34 protein-coding genes are annotated in these 26,964 nt (G+C 57.7%); 13 read left to right on the forward strand and 21 right to left on the reverse strand.

Features of this window, described 5'->3' with window-relative positions:
• Positions 1-11 precede the first annotated feature (11 nt).
• Complete coding sequence (locus tag C1J02_RS18510) at positions 12-404, forward strand: META domain-containing protein (protein ID WP_114879880.1); 393 nt, start codon at positions 12-14, stop codon at positions 402-404.
• On the opposite strand, the gene recO is transcribed toward C1J02_RS18510, so the two are convergent.
• From recO to folK, 12 genes are all read right to left on the reverse strand, one after another.
• Positions 388-1,113, reverse strand: a complete 726-nt coding sequence (gene recO / locus C1J02_RS18515; protein WP_114879881.1) for a DNA repair protein RecO — start codon at positions 1,111-1,113, stop codon at positions 388-390. The two genes, C1J02_RS18510 and recO, sit on opposite strands and share 17 nt — an antisense overlap.
• The gene (locus C1J02_RS18520; RefSeq protein ID WP_114880711.1) at positions 1,113-1,442 is read right to left on the reverse strand and encodes a DUF1491 family protein; all 330 of its coding nucleotides are present in this window, start codon (positions 1,440-1,442) and stop codon (positions 1,113-1,115) included. The genes recO and C1J02_RS18520 overlap by 1 nt, the downstream gene beginning before the upstream one ends.
• A gap of 60 nt (positions 1,443-1,502) precedes the next feature.
• The gene (gene era, locus C1J02_RS18525) at positions 1,503-2,429 is read right to left on the reverse strand and encodes a GTPase Era (protein WP_114879882.1); all 927 of its coding nucleotides are present in this window, start codon (positions 2,427-2,429) and stop codon (positions 1,503-1,505) included.
• Entirely contained in the window at positions 2,426-3,112 is a 687-nt protein-coding gene (rnc, locus tag C1J02_RS18530) for a ribonuclease III (RefSeq protein ID WP_114879883.1), read from the reverse strand. The genes era and rnc overlap by 4 nt, the downstream gene beginning before the upstream one ends.
• Positions 3,109-3,945 carry a signal peptidase I gene (gene lepB / locus C1J02_RS18535; protein WP_114879884.1) on the reverse strand — a complete coding sequence of 279 codons (837 nt, stop codon included), beginning with the start codon at positions 3,943-3,945 and terminating at the stop codon, positions 3,109-3,111. Before lepB ends, rnc begins: the two co-directional genes overlap by 4 nt.
• A 111-nt stretch (positions 3,946-4,056) precedes the next feature.
• On the reverse strand, positions 4,057-4,464 hold the full coding sequence (acpS, locus tag C1J02_RS18540) for a holo-ACP synthase (protein ID WP_114879885.1): 408 nt from the start codon (positions 4,462-4,464) through the stop codon (positions 4,057-4,059).
• 16 nt (positions 4,465-4,480) lie between these two features.
• Complete coding sequence (locus tag C1J02_RS18545) at positions 4,481-4,918, reverse strand: hypothetical protein (RefSeq protein WP_114879886.1); 438 nt, start codon at positions 4,916-4,918, stop codon at positions 4,481-4,483.
• A 1-nt stretch (position 4,919) separates the two neighbouring features.
• Positions 4,920-5,675 carry a pyridoxine 5'-phosphate synthase gene (locus C1J02_RS18550; protein ID WP_114879887.1) on the reverse strand — a complete coding sequence of 252 codons (756 nt, stop codon included), beginning with the start codon at positions 5,673-5,675 and terminating at the stop codon, positions 4,920-4,922.
• A gap of 32 nt (positions 5,676-5,707) precedes the next feature.
• Positions 5,708-6,364: a DUF2062 domain-containing protein gene (locus C1J02_RS18555; protein WP_114879888.1), complete on the reverse strand. Its 657-nt coding sequence runs from the start codon at positions 6,362-6,364 to the stop codon at positions 5,708-5,710.
• A 62-nt stretch (positions 6,365-6,426) separates the two neighbouring features.
• On the reverse strand, positions 6,427-8,568 hold the full coding sequence (locus C1J02_RS18560; protein WP_114879889.1) for a bifunctional (p)ppGpp synthetase/guanosine-3',5'-bis(diphosphate) 3'-pyrophosphohydrolase: 2,142 nt from the start codon (positions 8,566-8,568) through the stop codon (positions 6,427-6,429).
• Positions 8,569-8,617: 49 nt separating this feature from the next.
• On the reverse strand, positions 8,618-8,971 hold the full coding sequence (gene rpoZ, locus C1J02_RS18565; RefSeq protein ID WP_114879890.1) for a DNA-directed RNA polymerase subunit omega: 354 nt from the start codon (positions 8,969-8,971) through the stop codon (positions 8,618-8,620).
• Positions 8,972-9,043: 72 nt separating this feature from the next.
• On the reverse strand, positions 9,044-9,607 hold the full coding sequence (gene folK / locus C1J02_RS18570; protein ID WP_114880712.1) for a 2-amino-4-hydroxy-6-hydroxymethyldihydropteridine diphosphokinase: 564 nt from the start codon (positions 9,605-9,607) through the stop codon (positions 9,044-9,046).
• A 181-nt stretch (positions 9,608-9,788) separates the two neighbouring features.
• Between folK and C1J02_RS18575 the strand changes: the two genes are divergently transcribed.
• The 6 genes from C1J02_RS18575 to C1J02_RS18600 all read left to right on the forward strand — a co-directional run bounded on the left by C1J02_RS18575 (position 9,789) and on the right by C1J02_RS18600 (position 13,532).
• A complete protein-coding gene (locus tag C1J02_RS18575) occupies positions 9,789-10,343 on the forward strand; it encodes an NYN domain-containing protein (protein ID WP_114879891.1) in 555 nt (184 codons plus the stop codon).
• Between the two features lie 119 nt (positions 10,344-10,462).
• On the forward strand, positions 10,463-11,413 hold the full coding sequence (gene ispH / locus C1J02_RS18580; protein WP_114879892.1) for a 4-hydroxy-3-methylbut-2-enyl diphosphate reductase: 951 nt from the start codon (positions 10,463-10,465) through the stop codon (positions 11,411-11,413).
• The gene (locus C1J02_RS18585) at positions 11,410-11,877 is read left to right on the forward strand and encodes a DUF3429 domain-containing protein (RefSeq protein ID WP_114879893.1); all 468 of its coding nucleotides are present in this window, start codon (positions 11,410-11,412) and stop codon (positions 11,875-11,877) included. Before ispH ends, C1J02_RS18585 begins: the two co-directional genes overlap by 4 nt.
• Positions 11,874-12,467 (forward strand): class I SAM-dependent methyltransferase, encoded by a 594-nt coding sequence (locus tag C1J02_RS18590; RefSeq protein WP_114879894.1) that lies wholly within the window; start codon positions 11,874-11,876, stop codon positions 12,465-12,467. The genes C1J02_RS18585 and C1J02_RS18590 overlap by 4 nt, the downstream gene beginning before the upstream one ends.
• Positions 12,460-12,912, forward strand: coding sequence for a ribonuclease HI (gene rnhA, locus C1J02_RS18595; protein WP_114879895.1), 453 nt, complete (start codon positions 12,460-12,462; stop codon positions 12,910-12,912). The genes C1J02_RS18590 and rnhA overlap by 8 nt, the downstream gene beginning before the upstream one ends.
• Positions 12,909-13,532, forward strand: a complete 624-nt coding sequence (locus C1J02_RS18600) for a trimeric intracellular cation channel family protein (RefSeq protein ID WP_114879896.1) — start codon at positions 12,909-12,911, stop codon at positions 13,530-13,532. The genes rnhA and C1J02_RS18600 overlap by 4 nt, the downstream gene beginning before the upstream one ends.
• Before the next feature lie 40 nt (positions 13,533-13,572).
• Here the strand turns inward: C1J02_RS18600 and C1J02_RS18605 are convergent, their stop codons facing one another.
• Genes C1J02_RS18605 through def (C1J02_RS18625) form a run of 5 tightly spaced genes read right to left on the reverse strand, consistent with a single transcriptional unit; the run spans position 13,573 to position 16,258 of the window.
• On the reverse strand, positions 13,573-13,809 hold the full coding sequence (locus tag C1J02_RS18605; protein WP_114879897.1) for a hypothetical protein: 237 nt from the start codon (positions 13,807-13,809) through the stop codon (positions 13,573-13,575).
• Positions 13,810-13,812: 3 nt separating this feature from the next.
• Positions 13,813-14,727, reverse strand: a complete 915-nt coding sequence (gene fmt, locus C1J02_RS18610) for a methionyl-tRNA formyltransferase (protein ID WP_114879898.1) — start codon at positions 14,725-14,727, stop codon at positions 13,813-13,815.
• 24 nt (positions 14,728-14,751) lie between these two features.
• Positions 14,752-15,249: a peptide deformylase gene (gene def / locus C1J02_RS18615; protein WP_114879899.1), complete on the reverse strand. Its 498-nt coding sequence runs from the start codon at positions 15,247-15,249 to the stop codon at positions 14,752-14,754.
• Entirely contained in the window at positions 15,246-15,743 is a 498-nt protein-coding gene (gene def / locus C1J02_RS18620) for a peptide deformylase (protein WP_114879900.1), read from the reverse strand. Before def (C1J02_RS18620) ends, def (C1J02_RS18615) begins: the two co-directional genes overlap by 4 nt.
• Complete coding sequence (def, locus tag C1J02_RS18625; protein WP_114879901.1) at positions 15,740-16,258, reverse strand: peptide deformylase; 519 nt, start codon at positions 16,256-16,258, stop codon at positions 15,740-15,742. The genes def (C1J02_RS18620) and def (C1J02_RS18625) overlap by 4 nt, the downstream gene beginning before the upstream one ends.
• A gap of 97 nt (positions 16,259-16,355) precedes the next feature.
• On the opposite strand from def (C1J02_RS18625), the gene C1J02_RS18630 reads away from it, so the two are divergent.
• Positions 16,356-17,531, forward strand: coding sequence for a MalY/PatB family protein (locus C1J02_RS18630; RefSeq protein ID WP_114880713.1), 1,176 nt, complete (start codon positions 16,356-16,358; stop codon positions 17,529-17,531).
• 43 nt (positions 17,532-17,574) lie between these two features.
• Here the strand turns inward: C1J02_RS18630 and C1J02_RS18635 are convergent, their stop codons facing one another.
• Positions 17,575-17,928: a hypothetical protein gene (locus tag C1J02_RS18635; RefSeq protein ID WP_114879902.1), complete on the reverse strand. Its 354-nt coding sequence runs from the start codon at positions 17,926-17,928 to the stop codon at positions 17,575-17,577.
• Positions 17,929-18,097: 169 nt separating this feature from the next.
• Here C1J02_RS18635 and C1J02_RS18640 point away from each other — a divergent pair, with 169 nt between their 5' ends.
• A complete protein-coding gene (locus C1J02_RS18640; RefSeq protein WP_114879903.1) occupies positions 18,098-19,072 on the forward strand; it encodes a glutathione S-transferase family protein in 975 nt (324 codons plus the stop codon).
• Between the two features lie 9 nt (positions 19,073-19,081).
• Here C1J02_RS18640 and C1J02_RS18645 read toward each other — a convergent pair whose 3' ends face one another.
• Positions 19,082-19,447, reverse strand: coding sequence for a response regulator (locus tag C1J02_RS18645; protein ID WP_114880714.1), 366 nt, complete (start codon positions 19,445-19,447; stop codon positions 19,082-19,084).
• A gap of 204 nt (positions 19,448-19,651) precedes the next feature.
• On the opposite strand from C1J02_RS18645, the gene C1J02_RS18650 reads away from it, so the two are divergent.
• The 4 genes from C1J02_RS18650 to C1J02_RS18665 are packed head-to-tail and all read left to right on the forward strand — an operon-like array spanning position 19,652 to position 23,103.
• The gene (locus C1J02_RS18650; RefSeq protein WP_114879904.1) at positions 19,652-20,599 is read left to right on the forward strand and encodes a threonine-phosphate decarboxylase; all 948 of its coding nucleotides are present in this window, start codon (positions 19,652-19,654) and stop codon (positions 20,597-20,599) included.
• Positions 20,596-21,510, forward strand: coding sequence for an adenosylcobinamide-phosphate synthase CbiB (gene cbiB / locus C1J02_RS18655; RefSeq protein ID WP_114879905.1), 915 nt, complete (start codon positions 20,596-20,598; stop codon positions 21,508-21,510). The genes C1J02_RS18650 and cbiB overlap by 4 nt, the downstream gene beginning before the upstream one ends.
• 9 nt (positions 21,511-21,519) lie before the next feature.
• Positions 21,520-22,692, forward strand: coding sequence for a lytic murein transglycosylase (locus C1J02_RS18660; protein WP_114879906.1), 1,173 nt, complete (start codon positions 21,520-21,522; stop codon positions 22,690-22,692).
• Between the two features lie 15 nt (positions 22,693-22,707).
• On the forward strand, positions 22,708-23,103 hold the full coding sequence (locus tag C1J02_RS18665) for a rhodanese-like domain-containing protein (protein ID WP_114879907.1): 396 nt from the start codon (positions 22,708-22,710) through the stop codon (positions 23,101-23,103).
• 12 nt (positions 23,104-23,115) lie between these two features.
• Here C1J02_RS18665 and C1J02_RS18670 read toward each other — a convergent pair whose 3' ends face one another.
• Both C1J02_RS18670 and C1J02_RS18675 read right to left on the reverse strand, forming a co-directional pair.
• Positions 23,116-23,466, reverse strand: a complete 351-nt coding sequence (locus C1J02_RS18670) for a hypothetical protein (protein WP_114879908.1) — start codon at positions 23,464-23,466, stop codon at positions 23,116-23,118.
• A 42-nt stretch (positions 23,467-23,508) separates the two neighbouring features.
• Complete coding sequence (locus tag C1J02_RS18675) at positions 23,509-26,964, reverse strand: chromosome segregation SMC family protein (protein WP_114879909.1); 3,456 nt, start codon at positions 26,962-26,964, stop codon at positions 23,509-23,511.

The raw sequence follows: 26,964 nt of genomic DNA on the forward strand, positions 1-26,964 counted from the left end.
GGAGCATCATAATGTCAGTCCGCCTCTTGCTTGCTCTCTTGCTCGCCCTGCCCGCCTGCAGGAACGACGAAAGCGTCCGCGCATATGGTGCCGCTGACAAAGAATGGCGTTTGGTCGAACTTGCGGGCAACCCCTTTGATGCAACAGCCACGCTGACGTTCCCCGAACCAGGTCGCATCGCAGGCGCGGCACCGTGCAACACCTTTAGTGCTTCAATGACCGTCCCTTACCCTTGGTTTGAAGTTGGCTCCATCGCCGCGACAAAACGTGCCTGTCCCGACCTGCCATCCGAAACCGCGTTCTTTGTGGCACTTGAACAGGCAACATTGTCAGAGGTGCTGGGCAACACGCTGATCTTGTCCAACACGGACGGGTTGAGCATGGTCTTTACCGCCGGCGGGTGAACGCCTCGACAAACCGTGCGCGGGCTTCGGGCAGCGGCTTGCCGCCCAAGTCATGTGCCAAATGCCGTTCGAGGAAATATCCGGTGGTCACAAAGCCCTGCCCAATTTCAGCATCTGACCCCTCACCCTCGCCGCGCAACACGTCGGGCAATGGCAACATCCTGTCCGCCCACTCACCTGCGCCCTTTGCAGACACAGCGCGCCCTGATTTGGGGGATACAAAACACAACCCCTCCGTCGCACCGGTAACCGCACAGGTGCTCAGATCAAGCGCATATCCCATCTCTTCCAGCAGCCCCATTTCCCACTGCAAATAGGCCAGCGGCCAGACATCGGGCTGCCCCAACAGATCAAGCAAGGTTTGTGTCCGGTCATAAAGCGGCGCGTGCGCCTCGCGTTCCGGCAGGCAAAACGACAACAGCGCCGTAACCGTGTTCAAGCCCGCCAGCGCCAACCGATCCCCCATCGCTGCTGCCGCGCGACTGCGCACCGGTTCTACGCTAAAGCTGCCAATGTGATCTTCCAACCTTGCGCGCCACACCACATCCAGCTGTGCACCCGGTTGCAGAATTGGTGCGATCTTGCGGCTGGTCCCTCCGCGCACCACACCAACGTGACGCCCATGGGTCGGCGTAAACATTTCGATGATCGACGATGTCTCGCCATGCTTGCGCGCGCTCAGCAATATCCCCTGATCGCGCCACTCCATCAGCTGAGCCCATCCTCATCCAACAAATGCCGCCCCGCACGATCTTCAACCTCGATCACCCAAAGGTCCGGATCAAAACTGCGCTGACGGGCGATGGTTTCATCCACATCGGCCTCGGCACCACTCGCCAGTTCAATCCAACGCCGATCCCCGGTCATCAGATCAAAAGACCGCTGGAATACCACGGCCTGCCCATCCAGTGTATTAAGCTTAATCAGGACCGCGCCGCCGGTATCATCGCCGTGGGCCACCACAAACGCCGGAATATCCTGGAATCGCAACCGCGCCAGATAGGCATCAACCCAAAAACGTGCGGTCAGGCGGGGCATGGCACCCCCCGGTTCATTGTTCTGAAAATACACACCTTTGGTGCGACGACTGCCAATAAGTCACCCGTTGCCATCTTTAAAATCCAGCCCCATTTCGGAATACCGCTCGGCATCCTCCAACCAGTTGGGTCTTACTTTGACCTGCAAAAACAGATGGACCCGCCGTCCCAGAAACTCTTCCAATTCCTCGCGCGCCGCTTTGCTGACGCCTTTGATTGTCTCACCCTTGTTGCCCAACACGATACCCTTATGGCCATCACGTACGACATAAATCAGCTGATCAATCCGCGCAGTACCATCATCGCGCTCTTCCCAGTTTTCCGTCTCGACAGTCAACTGATACGGCAATTCCTGATGTAGCCGAAGCGTCAGCTTTTCGCGCGTCATCTCTGCGGCGATCATCCGCATCGGCAGGTCGGCAATCTGATCCTCCGGGTAGAGCCACGGCCCCTCAGGCAATTCATCAGCCAGCCAGTTGCGCAACGCCTCCACGCCATGTCCACGCTCTGCCGAAATCATAAAGGTTTCAGCGAAGGAAAAGCGTTCGTTCAGGTCTTTGCTCAGCCCCAACAATACCGGTGCCTCAACCTTGTCGATCTTGTTGATCGCCAGGGCGACCTTGCGCCCTTTGCCAATGTCAACAAGCCCCTCAAGAATGCGCTTCACGCCTTCGGTCACACCGCGATGGGCCTCAACCAGCAACACCACGATATCGGCATCTGCTGCCCCGCCCCATGCGGCGGCCACCATTGCACGATCCAGACGGCGGCGCGGCTGGAAAAGGCCCGGCGTATCGACAAAAACAATCTGCGCATCACCTTCCATCGCTACACCGCGAATGCGCGCACGTGTGGTTTGGACTTTATGTGTGACGATGCTGACCTTGGCCCCGACCATGCGGTTCAACAGGGTGGATTTGCCCGCATTGGGTTCTCCGATCAGGGCGACAAATCCGGCCCTCGTCTTGGCGACAGGCGATGTGGTCATGTGTCATTCTCCAACTGCGCCAGCAATAGGGTCGCGGCGGCCTGTTCTGCATTTCGTTTTGAATTTGCAGTCGCTTTTGCCTCAGCACCGTTGTCGAGCATTGCCGCGATGGTGAAAACGGGCGCATGATCTGGGCCACTTCGGTCAATCTGAACGTACTTTGGCGGGTTCAACCCACGCGCCTGCGCCCATTCCTGTAGGGCCGTTTTGGCATCGCGGGCATCCTCTTTCACGCTTTTAACACGTTTGCCCCAAAGGCGCAGCACCATATCGCGCGCCGCGTCGAAACCACCATCAAGATACACGGCGGCAATCACCGCCTCTATGGCATCCCCCAACAGCGCCTGTTTGCGCCGCCCCCCCGAAATCATCTCAGACCGCCCCAGCTTGAGCACTTGACCCAAATCGATTTCGCGCGCGACATCGGCGCAGGTTTCCTTGCGCACCAATGCATTGAAGCGCGGGGCCAATTGCCCTTCCGTGGCGCTTGGATCAAGGGCCAGCAATGCCTCTGCCATCACCAAACCCAACACCCGGTCACCCAGAAATTCCAGTCGCTGATTGTCATCGCGATTGGCCGACGACATCGATGCGTGGGTGACGGCGCGGCCAAGCAATTCAGGCGCGGCAAACTGATGCCCGATGCGCCCCTCAAAGGCCTTCAGATCGCCACTTAACTTCATTTGACCGCTTTAAAGAACCGGTCACTGCGCCACGTCCAGAAAAACAGCATCGACCGCCCAGCCGAGCTGAACATGATCCGATCCGCGCGACCGATCAGGTTTTCATAAGGCACAAACCCAACGCCACCGGCCTGCTGCGCCAACCGGCTGTCAGCAGAGTTGTCACGGTTGTCGCCCATGAAAAAGTAATGTCCCTCAGGCACCGAATAGATGCCTGTCCTGTCAGATTGCTGATCGGCAATGTTCAGGACGATATGTTCAACACCATTTGGCAATGTTTCGATCTGGCGGGATTTCTGGCACAATCCACCGGCCCCAACCGGGCCATTTTCACAGCGCGGGCGGAGCGCTTGAGGGCCTTGCGGGGCCATTATTTCCTCAAACATCCCCGCATCCTGCAACTGAACGGGCTCACCGTTGATTTGCACCACACCCGCCCTGACCTGAACGGTGTCACCGGGCAGACCAATCAAGCGCTTGATATAGTCACGTCCAGACACCGGATGGCGGAACACAACCACATCGCCCCGTTCCGGCTCACCCCCAAACAAGCGGCTGTTGTCACCGTCAAACATGCCACAGATATCCTTGGCATCCACTTCGATGCCAATGCCCGGCATCATAAGGCTCGGACAGGACGCATAGGAATAGCCATAGGCCATCTTGTTCACGAACAGAAAATCACCGATCAGCAGCGTTTCCTTCATCGAACCAGACGGAATCCAGAACGGTTGAAAGAACAGACTGCGGAAAACACCGGCAATCAGCAGCGCGTAGACAATTGTCTTGATCGTTTCGACAAAGGCGTTGCCGGTCTTTTCCTTGGCGGCCATGCGGCACTCCATAATGTTCAGGGTCGGGATGTTCCAATTTTGCAGCTACATGCGGGCGGGCGGCGGCACTGTCAAGCACAGGCACCCACACAAGGCCCCGACCCGCCTATATCATACCGGCACTTTGGGACGCGCCTCAATCACAACAAAGGCCTGTGCCCAGGGGTGATCATCGGTCAAAGTCACATGGATGATGGCCTCATGTCCGGGCGGCGTCATGCTTGCAAGCCGTGTCGCGGCCCAGCCTGTGACCTCCATCACCGGCTGGCCCGAGCGCAGATTGCTGACGGCCATATCGCGCCATGAAATACCCATGCGCAACCCCGTGCCCAGCGCCTTTGAACAAGCCTCTTTCGCGGCCCAGCGTTTGGCGTAGGTGCCCGCAACATCCTTGCGCCGCTCTGCCTTGCCCTGCTCAACCTGCGTAAACACACGATCGCGGAACCGATCCCCAAAGCGGTCCAGCGTCCCTTGGATGCGCTCGATATTTGCAAGGTCAGTGCCGATACCAAGGATCATGTGACGGCCCTCATTATCAATTTATCTGACCGGCCTTCATAGCGTTAAAATCAATGCGCCACCGTGTCGGCACAGTGGGGCAACACCGGGGGTCATTTGGCCCCGGCATCGTTGTCGTCACATCTACAAAATCCTGCGAAAACACGGCGTCACGTGGTTGCTGACCATACATGCCTTCAACCTCTCCGGCAAAGGCCCAGGCATTTGCCTGCCGGATGAACACCCCTATTGCGATCCCTGTGTTTCCGGCTGCACCGGGGATGTGTTCATATACAATGCCAATCGCTGTGGTCGCTTGGGCCGGATCCGGCGCATTGGGCAGCCAAAATGAAACTTGCGCCGTACCGGAGTTGGTCAGGTACTGAAACAACAGCGCATCCAAATCACCCCAATCCTGCGCCTGAGCGTTCTGGGCCGCACAGGCCATAATAAGGGCCACTATCCACAACTTCATCTCAATCAACCTCACGTGCCTCATCCATCAAACGGCGCATTTCGGTGATGGCAGGTTCAAGCCCCAGAAAAATCGCCTCTCCAATCAGGAAATGCCCGATGTTCAATTCCCTGACCTCCGGAAACGCAGCAATCGGCGACACCGTGTCATAGGTCAGCCCGTGACCTGCATGCACCTCAAGCCCAAGATCATGCGCAAAGGTCGACATCTCTTCCAGCTTTTTCAATTCGGTCTGGGCGTCCGGCCAACGCCCTTCAGCGAAGGCATCGCAATAGGCACCGGTATGCAGTTCGATGACTTCGGCACCGATACGATTGGCCGCTTCGATCTGACGCTTGTCTGCCGCAATGAATATCGAAACCCGGCATCCAGCATCACGCAGCGGTGCGATAAAATGAGCGAGTTGATTTTCCTCACGCGCAACTTCAAGCCCGCCTTCGGTGGTGCGCTCTTCGCGTTTTTCCGGCACGATACAAACCGCGTGGGGTTTATGGCGCAGCGCGATTTTTTGCATTTCGGGTGTCGCAGCCATCTCAAAATTCAGTGGGATTGAAAGAACCTCCATCAGCCCGTCAATATCCGCGTCAGAAATATGCCTGCGGTCTTCGCGCAAATGTGCGGTGATGCCGTCCGCACCAGCCTTTTCAGCAATCTTGGCGGCACGCAATGGGTCCGGATAGGCCCCGCCACGCGCGTTGCGCACGGTCGCCACGTGGTCGATGTTCACACCCAGTCTCAGTCTATTCTGCGTTGCCATGTTTATTCCTTACCGGTTGCGTCAAGCTCAGGTTATTTTGCTTTGCGCTTTGCGTCTGCCTTTGCCGCAGCTTTTTGTTTGAGCGCCTCGAATTTCGCTTTGATCATGCCCTTGCGGCGCTTTTGATAGGCCCGCAACAACGGCACCGACAGATAATAGGCGACCGACGCGCACAGAATGCCCGGCAGAATGCCCCCGATCAAATAGGGATAAAAGACCTCGCGGCCGAACACGATAAGGCCGGACCAATCCATTTCCGCCTTGGTGAAAATAGCCGCAAAGTTGTACCATAATTCACTGCCAGCATCGGCGAATTTGCCAGTGAACGATCGTTTCACCCCTTCATCCATCTTGGCACCCAAGATCCAGTGACCGGTTTTGAGCGAAGCAATACCAATCGGCACATAGGTCAGCGGATTGCCGAAAAACGTGGCCATGAGTGCTGCCAGAATGTTCCCCTGCATGGCCCGCGCCACAAAGGCCGCAACAATAAAGTGCATCCCGTAGAACGGTGTGAAAGTTGTGAAAACACCTGCCCAAATGCCCCGCGCAATACGCTCCGGGCTATCTGGCAACCGCCGCATCCGATGTTTGACATAGTGAAACGCACGCGTCCAACCCCCGCGTGGCCACAGAAATTCGGCCATCGCGCGCAATGTTGGTTTTGGATCACGGCGTTTAAAAATCAACTATTGGTATCCAGTATCAGTGTTACATTTGCCAAAACATTGGCCGGTCGAACCTGGCACCTTCAAACCGCCAGTTTTTGTGCGTTCATATCACGATGCCGCGTAATCTCTGCCACATCATCCTCTGCTTCCAGCGTTAACATAAGCGAATGCAAATGTGCCACATCCCGCAGGTCCACATAGATCAATAGCCGATAAAAATCAGGTTTGCGCTCCAAGAACTCCAGATCAGAGATATTGGCGGATGCCGCGCCGATCAAGGTGCATATCCGACCTAATACCCCCGCACCATTGCCGATGGTCAGGTCGATGACCGCACCGTAAACCGCCGGGTGGCTGCCTTCGTGCCACCGCAGGTCCAGCCAACGTTCTGGCTGGTCCTCATAGGCAGACAGGTTTTCACAATCAATGGCATGAACGGTCACGCCCTTACCGCGAAAAGTGATGCCAATAATCCGTTCGCCTGGCAGCGGATTACAGCACGGCGCGCGGTCAAACGATTGGCCGGGCTCCAGACCAACCACGGCGCGGCGCGCATCAATCTGATCGGCCTTATGGGGTGCCAGATCAGGATAGACCGATTGCACAACTTCCCGTCCCGTCAATTCAGAGCTGCCCAGCCGGGCAAGCACTTCCTCTGCATCATTCAACCGCATATTTTTTGCGGCGGTGCGCAGCACCTTGCTTGTCGCCTCTTTTCCCACATGCAGGAAGGCCGACCTTGCCAGTTCCTGACCCAGCTTGATGAACCGCGCACGATCCACCTCGCGCAGGGACCGCCTGATCGCGGCCTTGGCTTTGCCCGTTGTGGCAATATCCAGCCAGGTCACCTGTGGTGTTTGACCCTGAGCGGTGATGATCTCAATCGACTGACCGTTCTTAACGCGGGTCCACAAAGGCACACGCATACCGTCCACTTTGGCACCCACGCAGGCATTGCCGATGCGGGTATGGATGGCATAGGCAAAATCAATTGGCGTACCCCCACGGGGCAATTTGACGACGTCGCCTTTCGGTGTAAAACAAAAAACCTGGTCGGCGTACATTTCCAGTTTGACCGCCTCAAGGAAATCCTCGTGGTCGTCTTCTGCATCGAATTGTTCTGTCAGTTGGGCGATCCATTTGGCCGGGTCGACAGCAAACGGGTTCTTTGACCGCACACCGTCCCGGTACGACCAATGCGCCGCAACCCCTGTTTCAGCCACATCATGCATCAACTGCGTTCTGATCTGAACCTCTACACGCTTGCCGTCGCGCCCTGACACGGTGGCGTGGATAGATCGATATCCGTTGGTTTTGGGCTGGCTGATATAGTCCTTGAACCGGCCCGGCACAGCACGCCAGCGGCGATGAATGGCCCCGAGCGCACGGTAACAATCCTCTTCGCTGCCCGTGATGATGCGAAACCCATAGATGTCCGACAACCGGCTGAAGGACTGCTCTTTCTCTTCCATCTTGCGCCAGATGGAATAGGGCTTTTTGGCGCGTCCGAATACCTCGGCCTCTATGCCCGCTTTGTCGAGTTCTAACCGCATATCCCCCGTGATGCGCTGGATCACATCCCCTGATTCGCGTTGCAGCGTGATAAATCGACGGATGATGGATTGGCGCGCCTCGGGGTTGAGCACCTTGAAGGCGAGGTCTTCCAACTCTTCGCGCATCCATTGCATCCCCATGCGCCCGGCAAGAGGCGCATAGATATCCATGGTTTCGCGTGCTTTTTGCTGCTGCTTGTCGACGCGCATCGACTTGATCGTGCGCATGTTGTGCAACCGGTCGGCAAGTTTGACCAGAATGACCCGCATGTCCTTGGCCATCGCCATAAACAACTTGCGAAAATTCTCGGCCTGCTTGGTCTGGGTCGAATTGAGCTGAAGATTGGTCAGCTTGGTGACACCATCAACAAGTTCCGCCACTTCATGACCAAAGATCTTTTCCACTTCGGCATAGGATGCTTTGGTGTCTTCGATGGTGTCATGCAACAAGGCTGTGATGATCGTCGCATCATCCAATTGCTGTTCGGTTAGAATGGCCGCAACCGAAACGGGATGCGTGAAATAAGGTTCGCCCGAGTGACGAAATTGCCCCTCGTGCATCGCAGCACCATAATCATAGGCCGTGCGGATCAGTTTTTCATTGGTCTTGGGGTTATAATGATGAACCAGCGCTAGCAGGCCATCGGCAGTCATCTCGGCGTTGTTCATGCCATCTGCCTCTTGGCCCCTACGTCCAAAAACGCAAGGGCTCGGGGGTTTACCCCTGTCCCTGTGCCGCCATCAACTGACGCAACAGCATTTCTTCGGACATGCTGTCTTCTTCTGGCTTGTCCTGCTCTGCACCCATCAAAAGCGCCATGGCGTCTTCTTCAGGCTCATCAACTTCGATCTGGTTCTGGTTGGATTCAATCAGACGCTCGCGCAAGGCATCAGCAGATTGTGTTTCATCCGCAATCTCACGCAGCGATACGACGGGATTCTTGTCGTTGTCACGATCCACAGTCACAGCAGACCCTGCCGAGATTTCGCGCGCCCGGTGGGCCGCCAGCATGACAAGTTCAAATCGGTTGGGAACCTTGTCTACACAATCTTCTACAGTAACGCGGGCCATGGAATGCTCCAATATCTCAATATGCGGTCAGAAGGGGAGTATTTAGGAGGCTTTGGGCCGATTTACAAGCGGCTATTCGATCCGACGCACGGCTGATTTTTCGGCCTCCGGAACCGCCTCCAACAGGCTTCTGATGGATTCTCCAAGGATTGGGTGCACCCAGTCCGGTGCGACATCTGCAAGCGGTACCAAAACAAACGCGCGATCCTGCAGACGTGGATGTGGCAAAATCAATTCATCCGGTGTGCGGTTAATCTGTGCCTCGACTGGCAATTCGCGCCATGTCTGGTGGGTTTTGAGGTCAGGTAACACAAAATCATCATAGCTGATCATATCCAGATCAAGCGTGCGTTGCCCCCAGCGCCGGACCCGTTCGCGGCCCAACTCTGCCTCGATGGCGTGCAATATCTCCAGCGCCTGTGTTGGCGACCACGGGACGCTGATCTTTGCCGCTGCATTCACATAATCGGGACCGTTCCCAGCGGGAAACGCCGGCGTATGATAAAATGGGCTCAGGGCGCGAATCACTGCTCCGTTTTTCTTGAGCGCGGCGACCGCTTCACGCAGGGTTTCCTGCGGTGGCCCTTTGGGTGACGTCAGGTTACCCCCAAGCGCTATGAGTAAGATGTGGTTCATTTTGAGCGGATCATCGCCATTTTCCCCGCGATTATGCCTTTGCACCCTGCGCAAAAAGTCCTACCTATACCCCCCAATAACTCGGGGCAAAATTATTTGATTTGTGCTTTGATCGTGAATTCAATGCGACGTTATCTCAAGCCTGATTGTTTGGCGACGGCCCCGCCGAAAGGAAATAAAAATGTTCTACAAAGATGAGCGGCTGGCGTTGTTTATCGACGGCTCCAATCTTTATGCCGCAGCCAAATCCTTGGGCTTTGACATCGACTACAAGCTCTTAAGACAAGAGTTCATGCGCCGTGGCAAACTTCTGCGCGCAATCTATTACACCGCTTTGCTGGAAAATGACGAATATTCGCCAATACGTCCTTTGGTGGATTGGTTGCACTACAATGGCTACACCATGGTGACGAAACCGGCCAAAGAATACACCGACAGCATGGGTCGGCGTAAAGTCAAAGGCAACATGGACATCGAACTGGCCGTGGACGCGATGGAGCTTGCACCGCGGCTCGATCACATTGTGATTTTCTCCGGTGACGGCGACTTTTGTCCCCTGGTAGACCATCTGCAGCGCCGGGGCGTGCGCGTTTCTGTTGTGTCGACGATCCGCAGCCAGCCGCCGATGATTTCAGACGAGCTGCGTCGCCAGGCGGACAACTTCATCGAATTGGACGATCTGCGCGAGGTAATCGGCAGGCCCCCGCGCGAACCGCTGCCTGCAGAAACCCAGTGATCGAAAACTGACGCCGGTGCCATGGCAAAGACGGCCATTGGCACGGCTTTAGCCCTGCGGCGGCACTGGACGAATGGCCCTCAAGGCCTTACTTCTGGGCCAACCCGCCGGAGTGCCCGATGACCAAACCTGCCCTCACGCTTTATCTTGCCGCCCCGCGTGGATTTTGTGCAGGCGTGGACCGCGCCATCAAGATCGTCGAAATGGCGCTGCAGAAATGGGGCGCGCCCGTCTATGTCCGACATGAGATTGTGCACAACAAATTCGTTGTCGACGGGCTCCGCGATCTGGGTGCCATCTTTGTCGAGGAACTGTCTGAATGTCCCGACGACCGCCCGGTGATATTCTCGGCGCATGGTGTGCCCAAATCGGTCCCCAATGCCGCCGAAGCGCGCAATATGATCTATGTCGACGCGACCTGCCCGTTGGTGAGCAAAGTCCACATCGAGGCCCAGCGGCATGCAGATGCCGGTCTTCAGATGATCATGATCGGACACAAAGGCCACCCCGAGACCATTGGCACAATGGGCCAATTGCCCGACGGCGAAGTTCTGTTGGTCGAAACGCCCGATGACGTGGCAGACGTCGATGTGCGCGACCCAAACCGTCTGGCCTATGTCACCCAGACCACGCTCAGCGTGGATGATACCGCCGATATTGTCGCCGCTCTCAAGGCACGATTTCCGGCCATCATCGGCCCCCATAAAGAAGACATTTGCTACGCCACCACAAACCGCCAGGAAGCCGTCAAAGCGATGGCCCCGAAATGCGACGCAATGCTGGTCGTCGGCGCGCCCAATTCGTCAAACTCACGCCGCTTGGTTGAGGTGGGCGCGCGCGCCGGATGTCCCTATGCGCAATTGGTGCAGCGCGCCGCAGAAATCGACTGGCGCAGCTTGGATGGCATCACCAGCATCGGCATCACCGCTGGCGCATCTGCCCCCGAGGTGCTGATCAACGAGGTCATCGATGCATTCAAGACCCGCTATGACGTGACCACCGAAATCGTGGAAACCGCGCAAGAGAACGTTGAATTCAAGGTGCCCCGTGTGCTGAGGATCCCGGCATGATCCGTATTCCAGCATCTGCACTGTTGCTGGGGGTCGCCGGGCTCATCCCATTTATCTGGGGTGCCTTGGTCACTTTGGGTTATGTCAATGCCAGCATCGGCGACCCTGCGGCTGGTGGATATTCTATCATTGCAGCCACCGATGGATCCCTCTTGATGATCCGATATGGCGGCATCATTCTGCCCTTCATGTCTGGTATTCTCTGGGGGTTTGCCACCAAAGCCGAAGGCAACCAAAGCGGCGCGGCCTATGTCCTTTCCGTTCTGCCCGCTATCTGGTGGTTCCTGATGCCCGGCACCGATGCACCCGGCGCATTAATCAACCTGATGATCGGCTTCTCAGCCGTCTTGCTCCTTGATCTGGCATTTCAACGCTGGGATCTTGCGCCGCCGTGGTGGATGTCCCTGCGGATTCCGCTGACAATCGTGGTGTTGATCTGTCTGGCCATTGGGGTCTGGGCGTGAGCGATCCTGAGACGCTTGGCGTCTATGCCAAAAAGGCAGAGGAATACGCAGGTCTCGTCAAAAAATCTGCAAAAAAAGACCCATTGCAGGCCAAGTTCATTCAAGCGCTCCCCGAGGGTGCTCATGTGCTTGATCTCGGCTGCGGGCCGGGAAAATCTGCAGGCATCATGGCACAGGCAGGCTTGTCCGTCACAGCGATGGACGCGGTGCCGGAAATGATCGCATTGGTCCCGGAACATGCCTTGATCACCCCGGTTCTCGGCACCTTTGACGACATTGCTGGCACCGGGCTGTACGACGGCATTTGGGCCAACTTCAGCCTGCTGCACGCAAAGCGCACCGACCTGCCCCGCCACCTCAAGGCATTGCACAACGCACTCAAACCCGGTGGCCTTTTTCACATCGCCCTTAAGTCAGGTGAAAACAGCAAACGGGACCGGCTCGGGCGGTATTATACATACTACACACAGGCCGATTTGACCGATTTGCTGACCGCTGCGGGCTTTGTGGTTGACAGTTGTACCACGGGCCGCGATGTGGGGCTTGATGGCACACCCGCCGATTGGATCGCCCTGCACGCCTATGGCTAAACTTTTCGCATACACGGACGGCGCGTGTTCAGGCAATCCCGGCCCCGGTGGCTGGGGTGCTTTGATGCAGGCACGCGAGGGCGATACTGTCGTAAAAGAACGCGAACTCAAAGGCGGCGAGGCCGAAACAACCAATAACCGGATGGAGTTGCTGGCCGCCATCAACGCGTTGGAGGCGCTGGACCGTCCAACCGAGATTACCATCGTAACAGACAGCAATTATGTGAAGAACGGCATAACCGGCTGGATATTTGGCTGGAAAAAGAACGGCTGGAAGAACGCCGCCAAAAAGCCCGTCAAAAACGCTGAATTGTGGCAACGGCTTGATGCGGCGAACGCCCGCCACACCGTCACGTGGGAATGGGTCAAAGGCCACGCTGGCCACCCCGAAAATGAACGCGCCGATGAACTGGCCCGCGCGGGCATGGCTCCGTTCAAAAAATGACCCTGCTCAGCCTGCTAGATTACGCGTCCGTCCTGATCTTTGCCATCACAGGTGCATTGGTCGCCAGCCGTGCACAACTTGATCTGGTCGGCTTTGCCTTTATTGCCTGCCTCACTGCACTGGGCGGCGGCACCATCCGGGATCTACTGCTCGACCGTAATCCGATTTTCTGGATCGCGAACCCCACCTATCTGGCCGTTGGTGCAGGGGCCGCTTTGGTGGTCTTTTTTACTGCACATCTGCTCGAAAGCCGCCTGCGCACGCTGATCTGGCTCGACAGTCTTGCACTGGCGGTGGCGGTGGCCGCAGGGGCGGGCGTTGCGCTGTCACTGGATCAATCTGCCATTATTGTCATCCTGATGGGGATGATCACAGGATGTATGGGCGGCTTGATGCGCGATGTTGTCGTGGACGAGGTGCCGCTGGTCCTCAAACAAGGTGAGCTTTATGTCACAGCCGCGTTTGCCGGCGCTGCGACGGCAGTTCTAGTGCGCGTTTATGAGTATGATACGTTGTTGGCACTGCTGGCCTGCGCCATTGTCACCTGGATTTTGCGCGCAGGGTCGCTTTTTTTTGGCTGGCATCTGCCGGTCTACAAAAGCACGCCGCCCAAAACCTGAACGATCCGCCCCCCACTTCACCCTTTTTCAAATACCGTCTTCATCGCCGCCAGTGAAACGGTACAATGATCAGCGCCCCGATTGAGGATACAATCGCATTCAGGCCGGGGCTCGAAAATCCAAACCCGAACATGATCCGCACGAAATAGAACAGGAATGCACCGCCAATACAGATGATGATCGACTGCAGAATGCCATTGTGGGTCCACTCTGTCTTTTCGGAAACATATCCCACAATCCCGGCAATCACGACCGTCCCGAACATGGTCAGAAACATCTGCTATTCTCCTGTAAGCCGCGTGCCCGGCGCAATCTGCGCGCCGCGTTGAAAATCATCAACATCTTGCACAGCCTTGCCCGCCCGTTGCAAGCGCGTCAGTTGTACAGCACCCATACCACAGGCGATGCGCAGACCCTTGTCCAAAACCTCACCCGCAGGGCCAGACCCCTCAGCCAAAGTTGACCCCAGTACCTTGACCCGCGTACCCGCGTGCTCGAACCACGCACCGGGAAACGGCGACAGCCCCCTGATCAATCGGTCAATGTCCTGCGCCGGTTTGGTCCAATCAATCCGCGCTTCGGCTTTGTCGATCTTTGACGCATATGTCACGCCGTCATCTGGCTGTGGCACCGGCGTCAGATCATCCAGCGATGCCAGCGCCTCTACTATCGCTGCTGCCCCCAGGGCGCTTAACCGATCGTGCAATTGGGCCGTTGTTTCATCCGCACCAATGTCTGTGACTTTGCACATCAACAAAGGACCCGTGTCCAGCCCCGCGTCCATCTGCATGATGCACACGCCTGTTTCTGCATCTCCTGCCATGATCGCCCTGTGGATCGGTGCAGCCCCGCGCCAGCGCGGCAACAGGCTTGCGTGAATGTTCAGACATCCCTTGCGAGACGCATCCAACACCGCCTGCGGCAGGATTAGACCATAAGCCACGACCACCGCCACATCCGCCTCAAGTGTTGCAAAAGCCGCTTGTTCCTCAGCGGGCTTCAACGACACCGGATGGCGCACCGGCAAGCCCAAGGCTTCGGCACGCATCTGAACGGGGCTCGGCCGATCCTTTTTGCCGCGCCCGGCGGGCCGTGGCGGCTGGCAATAGACTGAAACAATGTCGTGGCCCGCCGTCACCAGCGCATCGAGCACCGGGACTGAAAATTCTGGCGTTCCCATGAAAATGACGCGCATCGCTATTCCTTTCTACCGCAGGCCTCAGCCTTTGGTCTTGCGGGCCCTGCGCAACAGCATGTCACGTTTCATCTTGCTCAGATTGTCGAAATACATCCGCCCTGCCAAGTGGTCGATCTGGTGCTGAACCGACGTCGCCTCAAGCCCCACAAAATCGCGTTCCAAGATTGCACCACCTTCGTCCATATAGCGCACTCTCACGCCACGCGGGCGGCTGATCTTTGCGGATACTCCCGGCAAATTTGGGCTGGCTTCTTCGTGCACATTCATGATCGCCGAGGCATCAATCACCTGCGGATTGGCCAACCGGATACGCCGGTTGCGCGCCTCGGACACATCCACCACGGCCAGTTGCTGCATCACACCGATCTGCGGCGCACCAAGACCGACACCGGGCATCGCATCCATGGTGTCGATCATATCCTCCCAGATACCGCGCACTTCATCGGTGATCTGCGGCACCTCGGCGGCCTTTGTCCTGAGCCGTTTGTCAGGCCACGGGAGGCAGCGCCGCACAGTCATTGCGCATGATACTCCGCAATCAGGGCATTCCGTTCGTCGGCACCCAGATGGTCAAAGGTCACGACCCCATCCAGATGATCCAATTCATGCTGCACGCAAGCCGCTGCAAACCCTTCAAAGCTCTGCACATAGCGCCCGCCATTAAGGCCCGTCCACACCATCTGCACCTGCGCAGGGCGGCTGATGTCAGCGGCGACACCCGGGATGCTCAAGCAGCCTTCGCTGTTGGTCGCCCGCTCGTCGCTCACTTCCTGCAACATCGGATTGAGGCAAACAATCGGATCAGGCTTGCCCTCTTTCCACCCTGTATCCATCACAAATATGCGCTGCATTGCGCCCACCTGCGGCCCCGCCAAGCCGCGCCCCGGTGCGGCATACATTGTCTCAAGCATGTCGGCGGCCAGTTTTTCGATTTCAGGGGTAATCTGAGTGATCGGCGCACAGGTTTCCGCCAGACGTGGGTCCGGCCACTTCAGTATCGGCAGAACGCTCATCCGCGCGCCAACTCGCGTTTGAGCTTCACCATCTTGCGGGTGATCATCTGACGCCGCAGCGGTTTGAGGTAGTCGATGAACAGCTTGCCATCTAGATGGTCAATCTCATGCTGCACGCAGGTCGCCCACAACTTGGTGAATGTATCAGTTACTTCCTTGCCGTTCCGATCAATCCAACGCACATCAACCTCGGCTGGCCGTGTCACATCGGCAAACTGCTCCGGGATCGACAAACACCCTTCTTCATAGGTGTTCAGATCGTCCGATGATGCGATCACTTCGGGATTGAACATGATCATGGGGCGCGGGGCCTCGCCCTCTTCCTTTACACAATCAAGCACGATCAGGCGGGTTAAAACGCCAACCTGAGGGGCCGCCAAGCCAACGCCGGGTGCCTCATACATCGTGGTCAGCATATCATCGCCCAAAAGGCGCAATTCATCCGTCAGGTCCGTGACAGGTGCGCAGGCTTTCTTGAGCCGGGGGTCGGGGTGCAAGAGAATGGTACGTTTCATGAGCGTGATTTATGCAATGCCTGCACAGACTGCAACCGGGGGCTTGCAGTGCCCGCGTTTCTGGGTAGCTTGGCGCGCAACGTCACAGGAGGCCTTAATGAGTTTTGACCAGATCATTGATCGGCGCGGTACCGATTCGAGCAAATGGGACCTGATGGAATCCTTTTCGGGCGTATCCCCCCGGGACGGCATCCCGATGTGGGTCGCAGATATGGATTTTGCCGCCCCCGATTTTCTGCAGGATGCCGTGCACGGCCTTCTTGAAAAAGCGAATTACGGCTATTTCAGCGGCATGGAAACGTATCAGGACGCCGTCAAATGGTGGATGCATCATCGCCACAACTGGTCAGTGGAAGCGGATTGGATGTTTGTCACATACGGTCTGGGCAACGGCATCGCCATGACGTTGCACGCGTTCAGCGCGCCGGGCGACGGGGTTGTGACCTTTACACCCGTCTATCACGAATTCGCCGCCAAGATCGCCAAGACAGGCCGCGTGAACACGCAACTGCCGCTGACCGTTCAGGCGGATGGTACCTATGCTATGGATTTCGACGCCTATGATGCGCTGTTGACCGGGAATGAAAAAATCGTCCTGATCAGTTCCCCGCACAATCCTGCCGGGCGGGTCTGGTCACAAGACGAACTTACGGCGCTAGCGGACTTTTGCACACGTCACGATCTGCTGCTGGTGTCAGACGAGATTCACCATGACCTCATCCTGCCGGGGCACACATTTTTGCCGACCCATGTGGCGGTGCCACAGATTACCGACCGGCTGATCACCATGACCTCCGGCTCCAAGACCTTTAACATTGCGGGTGCCCGTACCGGCTGCGTGATGATCCCCGATCCTGACCTGCGCGCCCGTTTTGGCGCGTTCTACCGCAGCCTTGATATCAGCCCAAACCTGTTGGGCATTACCCTGACCCGTGCCGCCTATTCCCCGGCAGGGGCGCTCTGGGTTGATGGGCTGGTGGCCTATCTTGATCGCAATGCGACCCTGTTCAATGACCGGATAAACGCCATCCCCGGCGTGCGCGCAATGCCGATGCAATCGACCTATCTTGCATGGGTGGATTTTGCGGACACCGGCATGACGTCAGATGAGATTCTAGACCGCATTCATCGCGACGCGCGGATTGCCCCAACACCGGGCAGCGGCCTTGGCAAGGGCGGCGAAAGCTTCATGCGTTTCAACATCGCCACTCCGCGCGCCCGGCTCGAAGAAGCCTGCGACCGGTTGGCCGACGCGTTCAAAGACCTGCAGTAACCGACTTTTGGCGAGGCGAAGTCAGCCCCGCCTCAGATCGTCTTTACCGGCCATCCGTGATCAGGCCGACAGGCGCGTTCGCCAGCTTCTCAAAATCCAATGCCGCTGATTGAGCGACGGCAGTGGCGCGTTTGAATTCATACTGCATTTCGCCTGCCTCCTCTTCGCCTGCAACAATGAGACACTGGAACAAATGGTTCGCCCCATCGTAAAGATCGACGAGCCCGCGCAGGTGCGGCGCATCCTCTGCCGCAACGGCAAATCCCGTTTTCCACATCCGCAGAACCGGGTGCATCTGTCCGTCCACATTGATCCGCAATCGCGATGCTTTGCGCAGCCCGGCCAGACGTGCCGCATCCAATCCTGCCTGAATTTCTTTTGAAAAAACCGTTTCCATCGTTACCCCCTAAATAGGTCTAAGCTGCCCTAATCAGCCCTAAATTCAAGTTAATTTTTTATTACAAGCTATGAGTGTGCATTCACGAACGCCTGCTGCGCGGCGTGAATCTTGGACGTCAGCCGATGAATACTCTACATATGGCGGGATAATTGAGGAGATAGACAAGATGGGGCTGTTGGTTGACGGCGTTTGGCAGGATCAGTGGTACGATACCAAATCTTCAGACGGGAAATTTGAACGTGCACAGGCACAGTTTCGCAACTGGGTCACAGTGGACGGCAGCGCCGGTTCCTCAGGAAAAAGTGGCTTCAAAGCAGAATCAGGGCGATATCACCTCTATGTCAGCCATGCCTGCCCCTGGGCGCATCGCACGCTGATTTTCCGCCAGATCAAGGATCTGACATCGCACATCGACGTCTCTGTCGTGCATCCCGACATGCTGGGCGAAGGCTGGACATTCAAGACGGATGACAAAGGGGCCACCGGGGATCGCTTGTTCGATCTGCCGTATGCACGCGACATCTATACCAAGGCTGATCCAGAATTTTCTGGCCGCGTGACCGTGCCCGTGCTGTGGGACACCGACCAGAATACCATCGTCTCCAACGAAAGCTCTGAAATCATTCGCATGTTCAATTCCGCGTTTGACAGCATCACAGGCAATACAGAGGACTATTGGCCTGGCAGCCTGCGGTCCAAAATCGCCCCGGTGAATGACCGCATCTATGACACGCTGAACAATGGTGTGTACAAATGCGGCTTCGCAACCTCGCAAAGCGCATACGACGCTGCGGTTCATCCCTTGTTTGAAACTCTGGATTGGCTCGAAGGCATCCTGTCAGAGAACAGATACCTGATTGGTGACAGGCTGACCGAGGCGGATTGGCGTTTATTCACCACACTTGTGCGGTTTGATCCGGTCTATCATCTGCATTTCAAATGCAACCGGGCCCGTATCATAGATTACCCCAACTTATGGGCCTACACCCGCGAGCTCTATCAATGGCCCGGCGTGGCGCAGACCGTCAATTTTGACCATATTGTCCGGCATTACCACTACAGCCACGAGACCATTAACCCAAACCGGATCATCCCGATCAATCCGGCCTTGGATTTTGACGCACCACACGGGCGCGGATGAAAACCGCTCTCAGCTGTCTTCTGATCCGTAATGCGCAACCATAGCCGCCAAATCATCTGGCGGCGTCGCCAGGGGCAGGAACGCCCTTGCATTCGCCGAGTGCGCAAAGATTGATCCATCTGAGAAGAACGTCGTGTTGGTCACAAAAATGACCCGCGCATCAGGCTGCCGATAATTCGCATAGTCGGCGACAGCAAGCGCCGATCCATCCTCAAGCACCAAATCCAGAATGATAATATCTGTGTCCTTTTCCGCGAGAAAAGCAATCGCGCCGTCCTGGGTTTCGGTTTTCGACACCCACATACCCTGACGTTCCAGATGCCGCTGCCATAGCCCAGCCAACTCTGGCTGGCTCTCAACAATCAGAACACGCAGTTGGGTTTCCAAGGACACCGTTTTCCCAATCTTTAAACAAAGGCAACTGATAAACACGATAGTTCAAAAACTTAACAAACAGTAAAGTTTCCACTAAGGAACTTAACAAACAGGAAGGCCCTTGAACAAGCGGCATTTTTCCGCTCTTTGCAATCCGTCATTCTGGCTCAATTTGGCCTATGTCCCGACGAAAGGTAGTGCACGTTGGACAATCTCAAACGCGACCATGGTGGCGGTGTGGATGCTGCCGCAGCCGCATTTGGTGGGGCGCGTGAAGATTGGCTGGACCTGTCCACTGGCATTAATCCGGTCCCCTACCCACGCCCAACCATCGCAGACGATGCATGGGTTTCCTTGCCCGATCAGGCCGCACGCGATGCGATCGAAACGGCCGCGCGCGAATTTTGGAATGTGCCGGAAACGGCGGCGGTTCTTGCGGTTCCTGGTGCGTCTTCGGCCATCGCCCAGATCCCGCGATTGGCGCAGGCGGGCGACGTCCACATCCCCGGCCCGACCTATAACGAACACGCCGCCAGTTTCGCCGCCACCGGATGGCGCGTGACCCAATCGCCTGACACCGCCTCAGCATCGATTCATGTTCACCCCAACAACCCCGATGGCCGTGAATGGCGTGCCAAAGATATACGCGGCGCACTGCGAATTATCGACGAAAGCTTTTGTGATGTGATCCCCGATGCGACACTGATTTCCGAGGCCACGCAGCCCGGCACGCTGATCCTGAAAAGTTTCGGCAAGTTCTGGGGGCTGGCTGGCCTACGGCTCGGTTTTGTCATCGGCGATCCGGTGCTTGTTGAACGCTTGGGTGCAATGCTCGGACCATGGGCCGTTGCCGGGCCTGCGTTGACCATTGGCACGGCGGCCCTGCGCAACAGCGATTGGGCCGCTGCCACACGTACGCGTCTGCAACAAGATGCGGATCGCCTGGATCAATTGGTTTTGAAAAAGGACGCAAGACTGGTTGGCGGGACCTCGCTTTTCCGGCTCTACGAGGTCGCGGATGCCGCCCAATGGCAACACACACTTGCCCACCATCACATCTGGTCGCGGATATTTCCCTATAACCCAAAATGGCTGCGGCTGGGCCTGCCCGTTCCTACCGGATGGGATCGGTTGGAAGCAGCACTGGCATGAACACCGCATTGGTCCTGAGCCTTGCGCTGTTGCTTGATGCGATGTTGGGGGAACCCCAGTGGCTGTGGAACCGCCTGCCGCACCCGGCGGTGCTCATGGGTCGGTTGATTAACCAGTGTGATGAACGTTTCAATTCAGGACACTCGCGAAAGTTTAAAGGTTTGCTGGTGCTCTTGGCCATCATCGCCGGGGCTGGTTTTCTTGGTCAAATCCTCAGCCTTTTTGGATCCTTGGTCGAGGTTGTTGTCGTTGCCATCCTGCTGGCGCAACGGTCCCTCGTCGATCATGTGCGCGCCGTCGCTGACGGCTTGCGCCTGTCACTGACCGAAGGACGTCGTGCCGTTGCGATGATCGTCAGCCGCGACACCAACGCGATGCAGGAACCGGCCGTCGCGCGTTCCGCAATTGAAAGCGCCGCCGAAAACCTGAGTGACGGCGTGATTGCACCTGCCTTCTGGTTCCTGATTGGCGGCTTGCCCGGATTGCTGATCTACAAGATCGTGAACACCGCCGACAGCATGATCGGCTATTTGACGCCGCGCCACGCGGACTTCGGCTGGGCATCGGCCCGCATGGACGATCTGCTTAACCTGATCCCCGCCCGCCTGGCCGCTGCCTTGATTGCGCTGCCCGGCGGGGTCTTACAACGATGGCGCGGCATTCAGACCGATGCCGCCAAACACCGATCCCCCAACGCCGGCTGGCCAGAGGCCGCGATGGCGCGTGCCATAGATGTAGCCTTGGCCGGGCCACGCAGCTATGATGGTCGGATGCAGCAATTTGCGTGGGTGAATGGTACGGGGGCGCGTATCATCGGACCTGCCGCAATCGACGCTGCCATCACCCGTCTGTGGCAGGCATGGGCGGTGATGCTGGGCATAAGCCTGACCCTCGGCCTGTTGTTAATCTAAAGGACCATCATGCGCCCCATTTTCTTTGCCGCTGCCCTTCTCGCAACACCCCTCACAGCCTTTGCCGACACACCCTGTGGCGGACCATTCACCACCTTTATCGAAGGTCTCAAGACCGAGGCCGCGGCGTCGGGGATTGCCCCAGGCACCGCCGATGCATTCTTGGCCAATGTCGGCTTGGATCCCTCCGTTTTGCGCGCCGATCAAAAGCAAGGCGTGTTTCAAATACCGTTCGTCGATTTTTCGCGGCGGTTGATCTCAAACGACCGGATCAACCGCGGTCGGTCAAACGGTCAAAAATATGATGCGGTCTTTGACAGGATTGAGGCCAACTATGGCGTTGACCGGGGCGTATTGCTCGCCTTCTGGGCGTTCGAAACCGATTACGGGACCTTTCAGGGGGATTTCAACACGGCAAACGCGCTGGTGACACTTGCCTACGATTGCCGCCGCCCGGAACTCTTCCGTCCCCAGATTTTTGCCGCGATGGAACTTTTTGCGCGTGGCGATTTTAACCCGAACACCACCACCGGTGCATGGGCTGGCGAAATTGGCATGGTCCAGATGCTGCCATACGATATCCTGGAAAATGGTGTCGATGGAGATGGCGACGGCGTGGTGTCGCTCAAAACTTCCCCTGCGGATGCCCTCACATCGGGTGGCAAAATGTTGCAAAGCCTTGGTTGGCGGGCGGGCGAACCGTGGCTGGCAGAAGTCGTGCTGCCGCGTGATTTCGACTGGTCACAGACAGGATTGGAAACAGCCAAACCCATCTCGGAATGGTCGGCCCTCGGCGTTGAACCCCGCAATGGCCCGCTGGTTGAAGGCTTGCAGGCATCCGTGCTGATCCCGCAAGGTCGCAATGGCCCGGCCTTTATCGCCTACCCCAATTTCCGCGTTTATTTTGAATGGAACCAAAGCTTTACTTACGTCATGACCGCCGCCTATTTCGCCACGCGTTTGCAAGGGGCCAAGGTCTTAGATGCGGGCAATCCGGATACGGGACTGGACAGCAACCAGATGAAAGCATTGCAGAACCGGTTGCAGGGCTTGGGGTATGACGTCGGTGACATTGACGGCATCCTTGGCTCTGGCACCCGTGCCGCCGTGCGCGCCGAACAGAGTCGGTTGGGCATGCCGGTGGATGGCTGGCCTACACCCGAACTCCTGTCAAAGCTCTGAGACGAGGAAATTAAGATGGCCCTTAAAATATCAGCCGCCCAGATGGTTGCAGATGCCCGCGCCCGGATTGAAGAGATTGAAACCAGCGATGGCATTGCGATGGTCAATGATCCAAATGTCCGGATCGTTGACCTGCGCGACCCCCGCGAACGGGCGCGCAGCGGCTTTATCCCCGGCAGTTTTCATTGCCCGCGTGGCATGCTAGAATTTTGGGTTGATCCCGACAGCCCCTATTTCAAAGACGTTTTTGCCGAAGACAAGAAGTTCGTCTTTCATTGCGCATCTGGCTGGCGGTCCGCCATTTCCGTGGCCACATTGCAAGACATGGGCTTTGACGCAGCGCACCTCAAGGACGGATTCAGTGGTTGGGAAAAAGCGGGCGGGCCGGTTGAAAAGGACGCGCCCAAATAGCGGCTCCTACAATCATCTGGGCCGCACCGGAAATCGTCCACCATCCTGCGTCAACAGCACCAAACGCCCATGGCTGCGCACGAACCGATCACATCGCGTGCGCCCGTTTACAAAGGTGACACAGACCTTGCCGTCTGGCTGCACCTCAAAATGTCCAAAAGCTGTCGCACCGCTCTGGTATGAATAGCTATAGGCACCACCCACAGAATACCGCGACTTTCCGCCCTCATAAAACGACAGACTATGACCATACGTGAGGTTGAGAACCTCGTCATGCGTCAGCGCCGTGTCGTCCTCAAGCACATCAAACCCATCGGCAAAAACGCACGTCGGAAGCAGGGCAAGGGCCAGAACAAATCTCATGGCAAAAGGCTACTGCCGGACACCCACAATAGCCACTGACGTTCACGCGACCAACGTTTCAGCGGCCTTCAGATCGACAGAGACCAATTGGCTCACACCCTGTTCGGCCATTGTCACCCCAAACAGTCGATCCATCCGTGCCATCGTGACAGCGTGGTGGGTGATGATCAAAAACCGCGTGTCTGTCTGGCGGCACATTTCGTCCAACAGGTCGCAGAACCGCGTCACGTTGGCATCATCCAGCGGCGCATCAACCTCGTCGAGCACACAAATCGGCGCAGGGTTTGCAAGGAAAACGGCAAAGATCAGCGCCATCGCCGTCAGCGTCTGCTCTCCCCCGCTCAACAGGCTCAGCGTGCTCAGCTTTTTGCCGGGTGGCTGGCACATGATTTCCAATCCCGCTTCGAGCGGATCATCAGATTCGACCATCACCAGGTTGGCCTCACCGCCACCAAACAGATGTTTGAACAGCAATGAAAAGTTGGAATTGACCTGTTCGAATGCAGTGAGCAACCGTTCGCGTCCCTCGCGGTTCAGACTGGCAATGCCACTGCGCAATGTTTTGATCGCTTCTTCAAGATCCGCCTTTTCAGCCGCCAGGTTGTCATGCTCTTCTTGCACTTCTTTTGCATCTTCCTCAGCCCGCAGGTTCACGGCCCCCAATGCATCACGCTGACGCTTGAGTCGATTTACATCGGTTTCCAACGCATCCGCGCCGGGCATCTGATCGGGGTTTACATCAAGTGCTGTCAGCAATTGATTGGGCGTCACCTGCTGATCCTCGGCGATCCGTTCCGCCGCAGCCGCCGCTGTCTCTTTCGCGGCCTCGGCCCGGGCTTCTGAACGTGCGCGGCCCTCACGGGCCTCTGACGCCTGCCGCTCCGCATCGCGCTCGGCGGTTGTCGCCTCACGTTGCGTGCTTTCACCAACAGAAAGTCTATCCGCCGCCTCTGCGCGCCGGGCTTCTGCCGCTGAAATTGCATCACTCAGCTCATCGCGCTTTGCGGCGATCTCGGCTGGGGCGGCGCTTGCCTCTTTCAGGTCTGCCTCTGAGGTCGTCTTGCGCTCCACCAATTCCGCAGTGCGCTTTTCGGCTGTCTCCAGTCGATGCCGCCAGCCGCTGATTTCCTTGGTGACTTCCTGCGCCCGTTTCGTACGCGCCTCGCCTTCGCGGCGCAATTCGTCATGGCCGGACCGCCGTGACATCATCGTGATGCGCGCGGCCTCGACGGCCATGCGAATGTCATCAACGCTGGCGCGCGCCTCCGTCAGATCGCCCAAATCCGCCAACGCCCGCTCCGCCTCAAGCACACGTCCGCGCGCCGACATCGCTTCGTCCTCGTGGCGTTTGACGGCCAGACCAAGGCTTTCCAAACGGCCCTCGGCCAGATTGCGATCTGCTTCGGACCGGCTCAGCGCGCGACCTGCATCGGCAACCATCCGATCCGCATCGCGCCGCGCCTCACGTGCGCGTTTGTCCGCATCGGATTGTTCAGCCAAAGTGCGCGTGAGGGTCTCATGCGCTGACCGCGCGCCCTCCGCCCTCTGGCTGGCCTGCTCAAGCGCTTGCTTCAGGACCTCAAGCCGGTTCAACTGTTGCAGCCTCAAGGCAGCAGCGGATGGCGCATCCTCAGCCCACGCGCGATAGCCATCCCAGCGCCACAGATCACCTTCCGGCGACACCAACCGCTGGCCCGGCAACAATGCATGTTGCAAGCGCGGACCGTCGTCAGGATCAACAAGCCCTATTTGGCCCATGCGGCGGACCAGTACATCCGGCACCGACACATGCTGCGTCAGCGGCGTGACCCCGGCAGGCAGCGGTTGCGGTGCATCATAGCCCGGCAAGACCGCCCAGCCCGACGGCCCGTCCGGCTCAACCTGCGGCGCGCGCAGATCATCGGCCAATGCCGCGCCAAGCGCCTTTTCGAACCCATGTTCAACCTGTAACCGGTCAAGGATTTGCCCGCCCTCAGCAGTGTCCCGTTCCACCAGCTTGGCCAACGCGCCTGCCTCCGCACGCAGGGCGTTCATCTCGCCCTCCGCCTCAGACCGTTCGGCGCGCGCATCGGCTTCTCTGGCTTGGGTCTCGGCGCGGGCGGCTTCGGCATTCAATAGGGCAGTATCGGCGGCTTCTGCGGCGGCAACGGCAGCGGCTTCGGCACTTTGGGCTGCCGCAAAATCCACACCTGCCTTCTCAAGCGCGGCACCACTTTGCGCCACGGCGTCTTGTGCCTTCTGCGCCTCAGCCTCTGACTTTTCCTGCGTCTTTCGGCTGTCTTCAAGCAACCGTTCAGCCGATCCATGCCGGGCAGCCAGCCGTGCCATATCTTCGGTCAGCTGTGACAGATCACCTTCGCGCACCTGCAAGACCGCCGCCGCCTCACGCGCTGCCTCTGCGGCGCTCTCCAATGCTGCGTCATGCCCCTCGCCCGCCTTGGCCAGTTCGCGGGCCTCCCATTCCAGCCGCTCGATGGTTTCGCCCGCGTCCTTGTTCAGCCCGCCTTCACGTTCGATATCCCGCGCCAACTGCGCAATGCGCCCGGCCAATGTTTCGATCGTCGCCTGTGCGCGCGCCTCCTGATCGGTCAGCGTATCGCGCTGCACCGCCAACCGCTGCAACACTGCGGCTGCAATGGCCTCTTCCTCGCGCAGCGCGGGCAAAGCATCCTCAGCAACCTGTCGCGCCTTCGCGGCCTGCTGGACCACGCCTTGCGCCTGCGCTGCCGCAGTCACCCGGGCGCGCAGCTCTTCATCCGCCTTTGCGCGGGCATCATCCGCTTCGCGCCAGCGCCGATAAAGCAGCATCCCTTCGGTCTTGCGCAAATCATCCCCGATCTCGCGATAGCGCGCCGCTTGTCGCGCCTGCCGGGCCAATTGCGCCAACTGGGTTGCCAGTTGTTCAATCACATCATCAACGCGGGCAAGGTTCGCTTCGGCACCGTTCAGTTTCAGCTCTGCCTCATGGCGCCGCTGATAAAGACCGGAAATCCCGGCAGCTTCTTCCAGAATACGGCGGCGGCTCTTGGGCTTGGCATTGATCAGCTCTGCAATCTGCCCCTGCCGCACCAATGCAGGGCTGTGCGCCCCGGTTGAGGCATCGGCAAACAGCATCTGCACATCGCGCGCACGCACGTCTTTGCCCGCCGCTTTGTAAGCACTGCCCACATCTCGGGTGATCCGGCGCACGATCTCAAGATTATCGGTGTCGTTGAAGCCTGCTGGGGCCAACCGCTCACTGTTATCAATGTGCAGAGCGACTTCTGCAAAGTTGCGCGCGGGCCGGGTGGCAGCCCCGGCAAAAATCACGTCTTCCATGCCGCCGCCCCGAACAGCTGTGGGGCGGTTTTCACCCATCACCCAACGCAGCGCTTCCAACAGGTTCGATTTACCACAGCCGTTTGGCCCCACAACGCCGGTCAAACCATCTGAGATGATCAGGTCGGTGGGGTCCACAAAGCTTTTGAAGCCTGTCAGTCTAAGTTTGGAAAAGCGCAA

It is taken from the genome of Sulfitobacter sp. SK011 (assembly GCF_003352065.1).
Classification (GTDB): Bacteria; Pseudomonadota; Alphaproteobacteria; order Rhodobacterales; family Rhodobacteraceae; genus Sulfitobacter.

Excerpts from the sequence above, each read along its gene's own strand:
- C1J02_RS18510 (WP_114879880.1), top strand. The coding sequence starts at position 12 with ATGTCAGTCCGCCTCTTGCTTGCTCTCTTGCTCGCCCTGCCCGCCTGC.
- recO (WP_114879881.1), bottom strand. The coding sequence starts at position 1,113 with ATGGAGTGGCGCGATCAGGGGATATTGCTGAGCGCGCGCAAGCATGGC.
- C1J02_RS18520 (WP_114880711.1), bottom strand. The coding sequence starts at position 1,442 with ATGCCCCGCCTGACCGCACGTTTTTGGGTTGATGCCTATCTGGCGCGG.
- era (WP_114879882.1), bottom strand. The coding sequence starts at position 2,429 with ATGACCACATCGCCTGTCGCCAAGACGAGGGCCGGATTTGTCGCCCTG.
- rnc (WP_114879883.1), bottom strand. The coding sequence starts at position 3,112 with ATGAAGTTAAGTGGCGATCTGAAGGCCTTTGAGGGGCGCATCGGGCAT.
- lepB (WP_114879884.1), bottom strand. The coding sequence starts at position 3,945 with ATGGCCGCCAAGGAAAAGACCGGCAACGCCTTTGTCGAAACGATCAAG.
- acpS (WP_114879885.1), bottom strand. The coding sequence starts at position 4,464 with ATGATCCTTGGTATCGGCACTGACCTTGCAAATATCGAGCGCATCCAA.
- C1J02_RS18545 (WP_114879886.1), bottom strand. The coding sequence starts at position 4,918 with ATGAAGTTGTGGATAGTGGCCCTTATTATGGCCTGTGCGGCCCAGAAC.
- C1J02_RS18550 (WP_114879887.1), bottom strand. The coding sequence starts at position 5,675 with ATGGCAACGCAGAATAGACTGAGACTGGGTGTGAACATCGACCACGTG.
- C1J02_RS18560 (WP_114879889.1), bottom strand. The coding sequence starts at position 8,568 with ATGAACAACGCCGAGATGACTGCCGATGGCCTGCTAGCGCTGGTTCAT.
- rpoZ (WP_114879890.1), bottom strand. The coding sequence starts at position 8,971 with ATGGCCCGCGTTACTGTAGAAGATTGTGTAGACAAGGTTCCCAACCGA.
- folK (WP_114880712.1), bottom strand. The coding sequence starts at position 9,607 with ATGAACCACATCTTACTCATAGCGCTTGGGGGTAACCTGACGTCACCC.
- C1J02_RS18575 (WP_114879891.1), top strand. The coding sequence starts at position 9,789 with ATGTTCTACAAAGATGAGCGGCTGGCGTTGTTTATCGACGGCTCCAAT.
- ispH (WP_114879892.1), top strand. The coding sequence starts at position 10,463 with ATGACCAAACCTGCCCTCACGCTTTATCTTGCCGCCCCGCGTGGATTT.
- C1J02_RS18585 (WP_114879893.1), top strand. The coding sequence starts at position 11,410 with ATGATCCGTATTCCAGCATCTGCACTGTTGCTGGGGGTCGCCGGGCTC.
- rnhA (WP_114879895.1), top strand. The coding sequence starts at position 12,460 with ATGGCTAAACTTTTCGCATACACGGACGGCGCGTGTTCAGGCAATCCC.
- C1J02_RS18600 (WP_114879896.1), top strand. The coding sequence starts at position 12,909 with ATGACCCTGCTCAGCCTGCTAGATTACGCGTCCGTCCTGATCTTTGCC.
- C1J02_RS18605 (WP_114879897.1), bottom strand. The coding sequence starts at position 13,809 with ATGTTTCTGACCATGTTCGGGACGGTCGTGATTGCCGGGATTGTGGGA.
- fmt (WP_114879898.1), bottom strand. The coding sequence starts at position 14,727 with ATGCGCGTCATTTTCATGGGAACGCCAGAATTTTCAGTCCCGGTGCTC.
- def (WP_114879899.1), bottom strand. The coding sequence starts at position 15,249 with ATGACTGTGCGGCGCTGCCTCCCGTGGCCTGACAAACGGCTCAGGACA.
- def (WP_114879900.1), bottom strand. The coding sequence starts at position 15,743 with ATGAGCGTTCTGCCGATACTGAAGTGGCCGGACCCACGTCTGGCGGAA.
- def (WP_114879901.1), bottom strand. The coding sequence starts at position 16,258 with ATGAAACGTACCATTCTCTTGCACCCCGACCCCCGGCTCAAGAAAGCC.
- C1J02_RS18630 (WP_114880713.1), top strand. The coding sequence starts at position 16,356 with ATGAGTTTTGACCAGATCATTGATCGGCGCGGTACCGATTCGAGCAAA.
- C1J02_RS18635 (WP_114879902.1), bottom strand. The coding sequence starts at position 17,928 with ATGGAAACGGTTTTTTCAAAAGAAATTCAGGCAGGATTGGATGCGGCA.
- C1J02_RS18640 (WP_114879903.1), top strand. The coding sequence starts at position 18,098 with ATGGGGCTGTTGGTTGACGGCGTTTGGCAGGATCAGTGGTACGATACC.
- cbiB (WP_114879905.1), top strand. The coding sequence starts at position 20,596 with ATGAACACCGCATTGGTCCTGAGCCTTGCGCTGTTGCTTGATGCGATG.
- C1J02_RS18660 (WP_114879906.1), top strand. The coding sequence starts at position 21,520 with ATGCGCCCCATTTTCTTTGCCGCTGCCCTTCTCGCAACACCCCTCACA.
- C1J02_RS18665 (WP_114879907.1), top strand. The coding sequence starts at position 22,708 with ATGGCCCTTAAAATATCAGCCGCCCAGATGGTTGCAGATGCCCGCGCC.
- C1J02_RS18670 (WP_114879908.1), bottom strand. The coding sequence starts at position 23,466 with ATGAGATTTGTTCTGGCCCTTGCCCTGCTTCCGACGTGCGTTTTTGCC.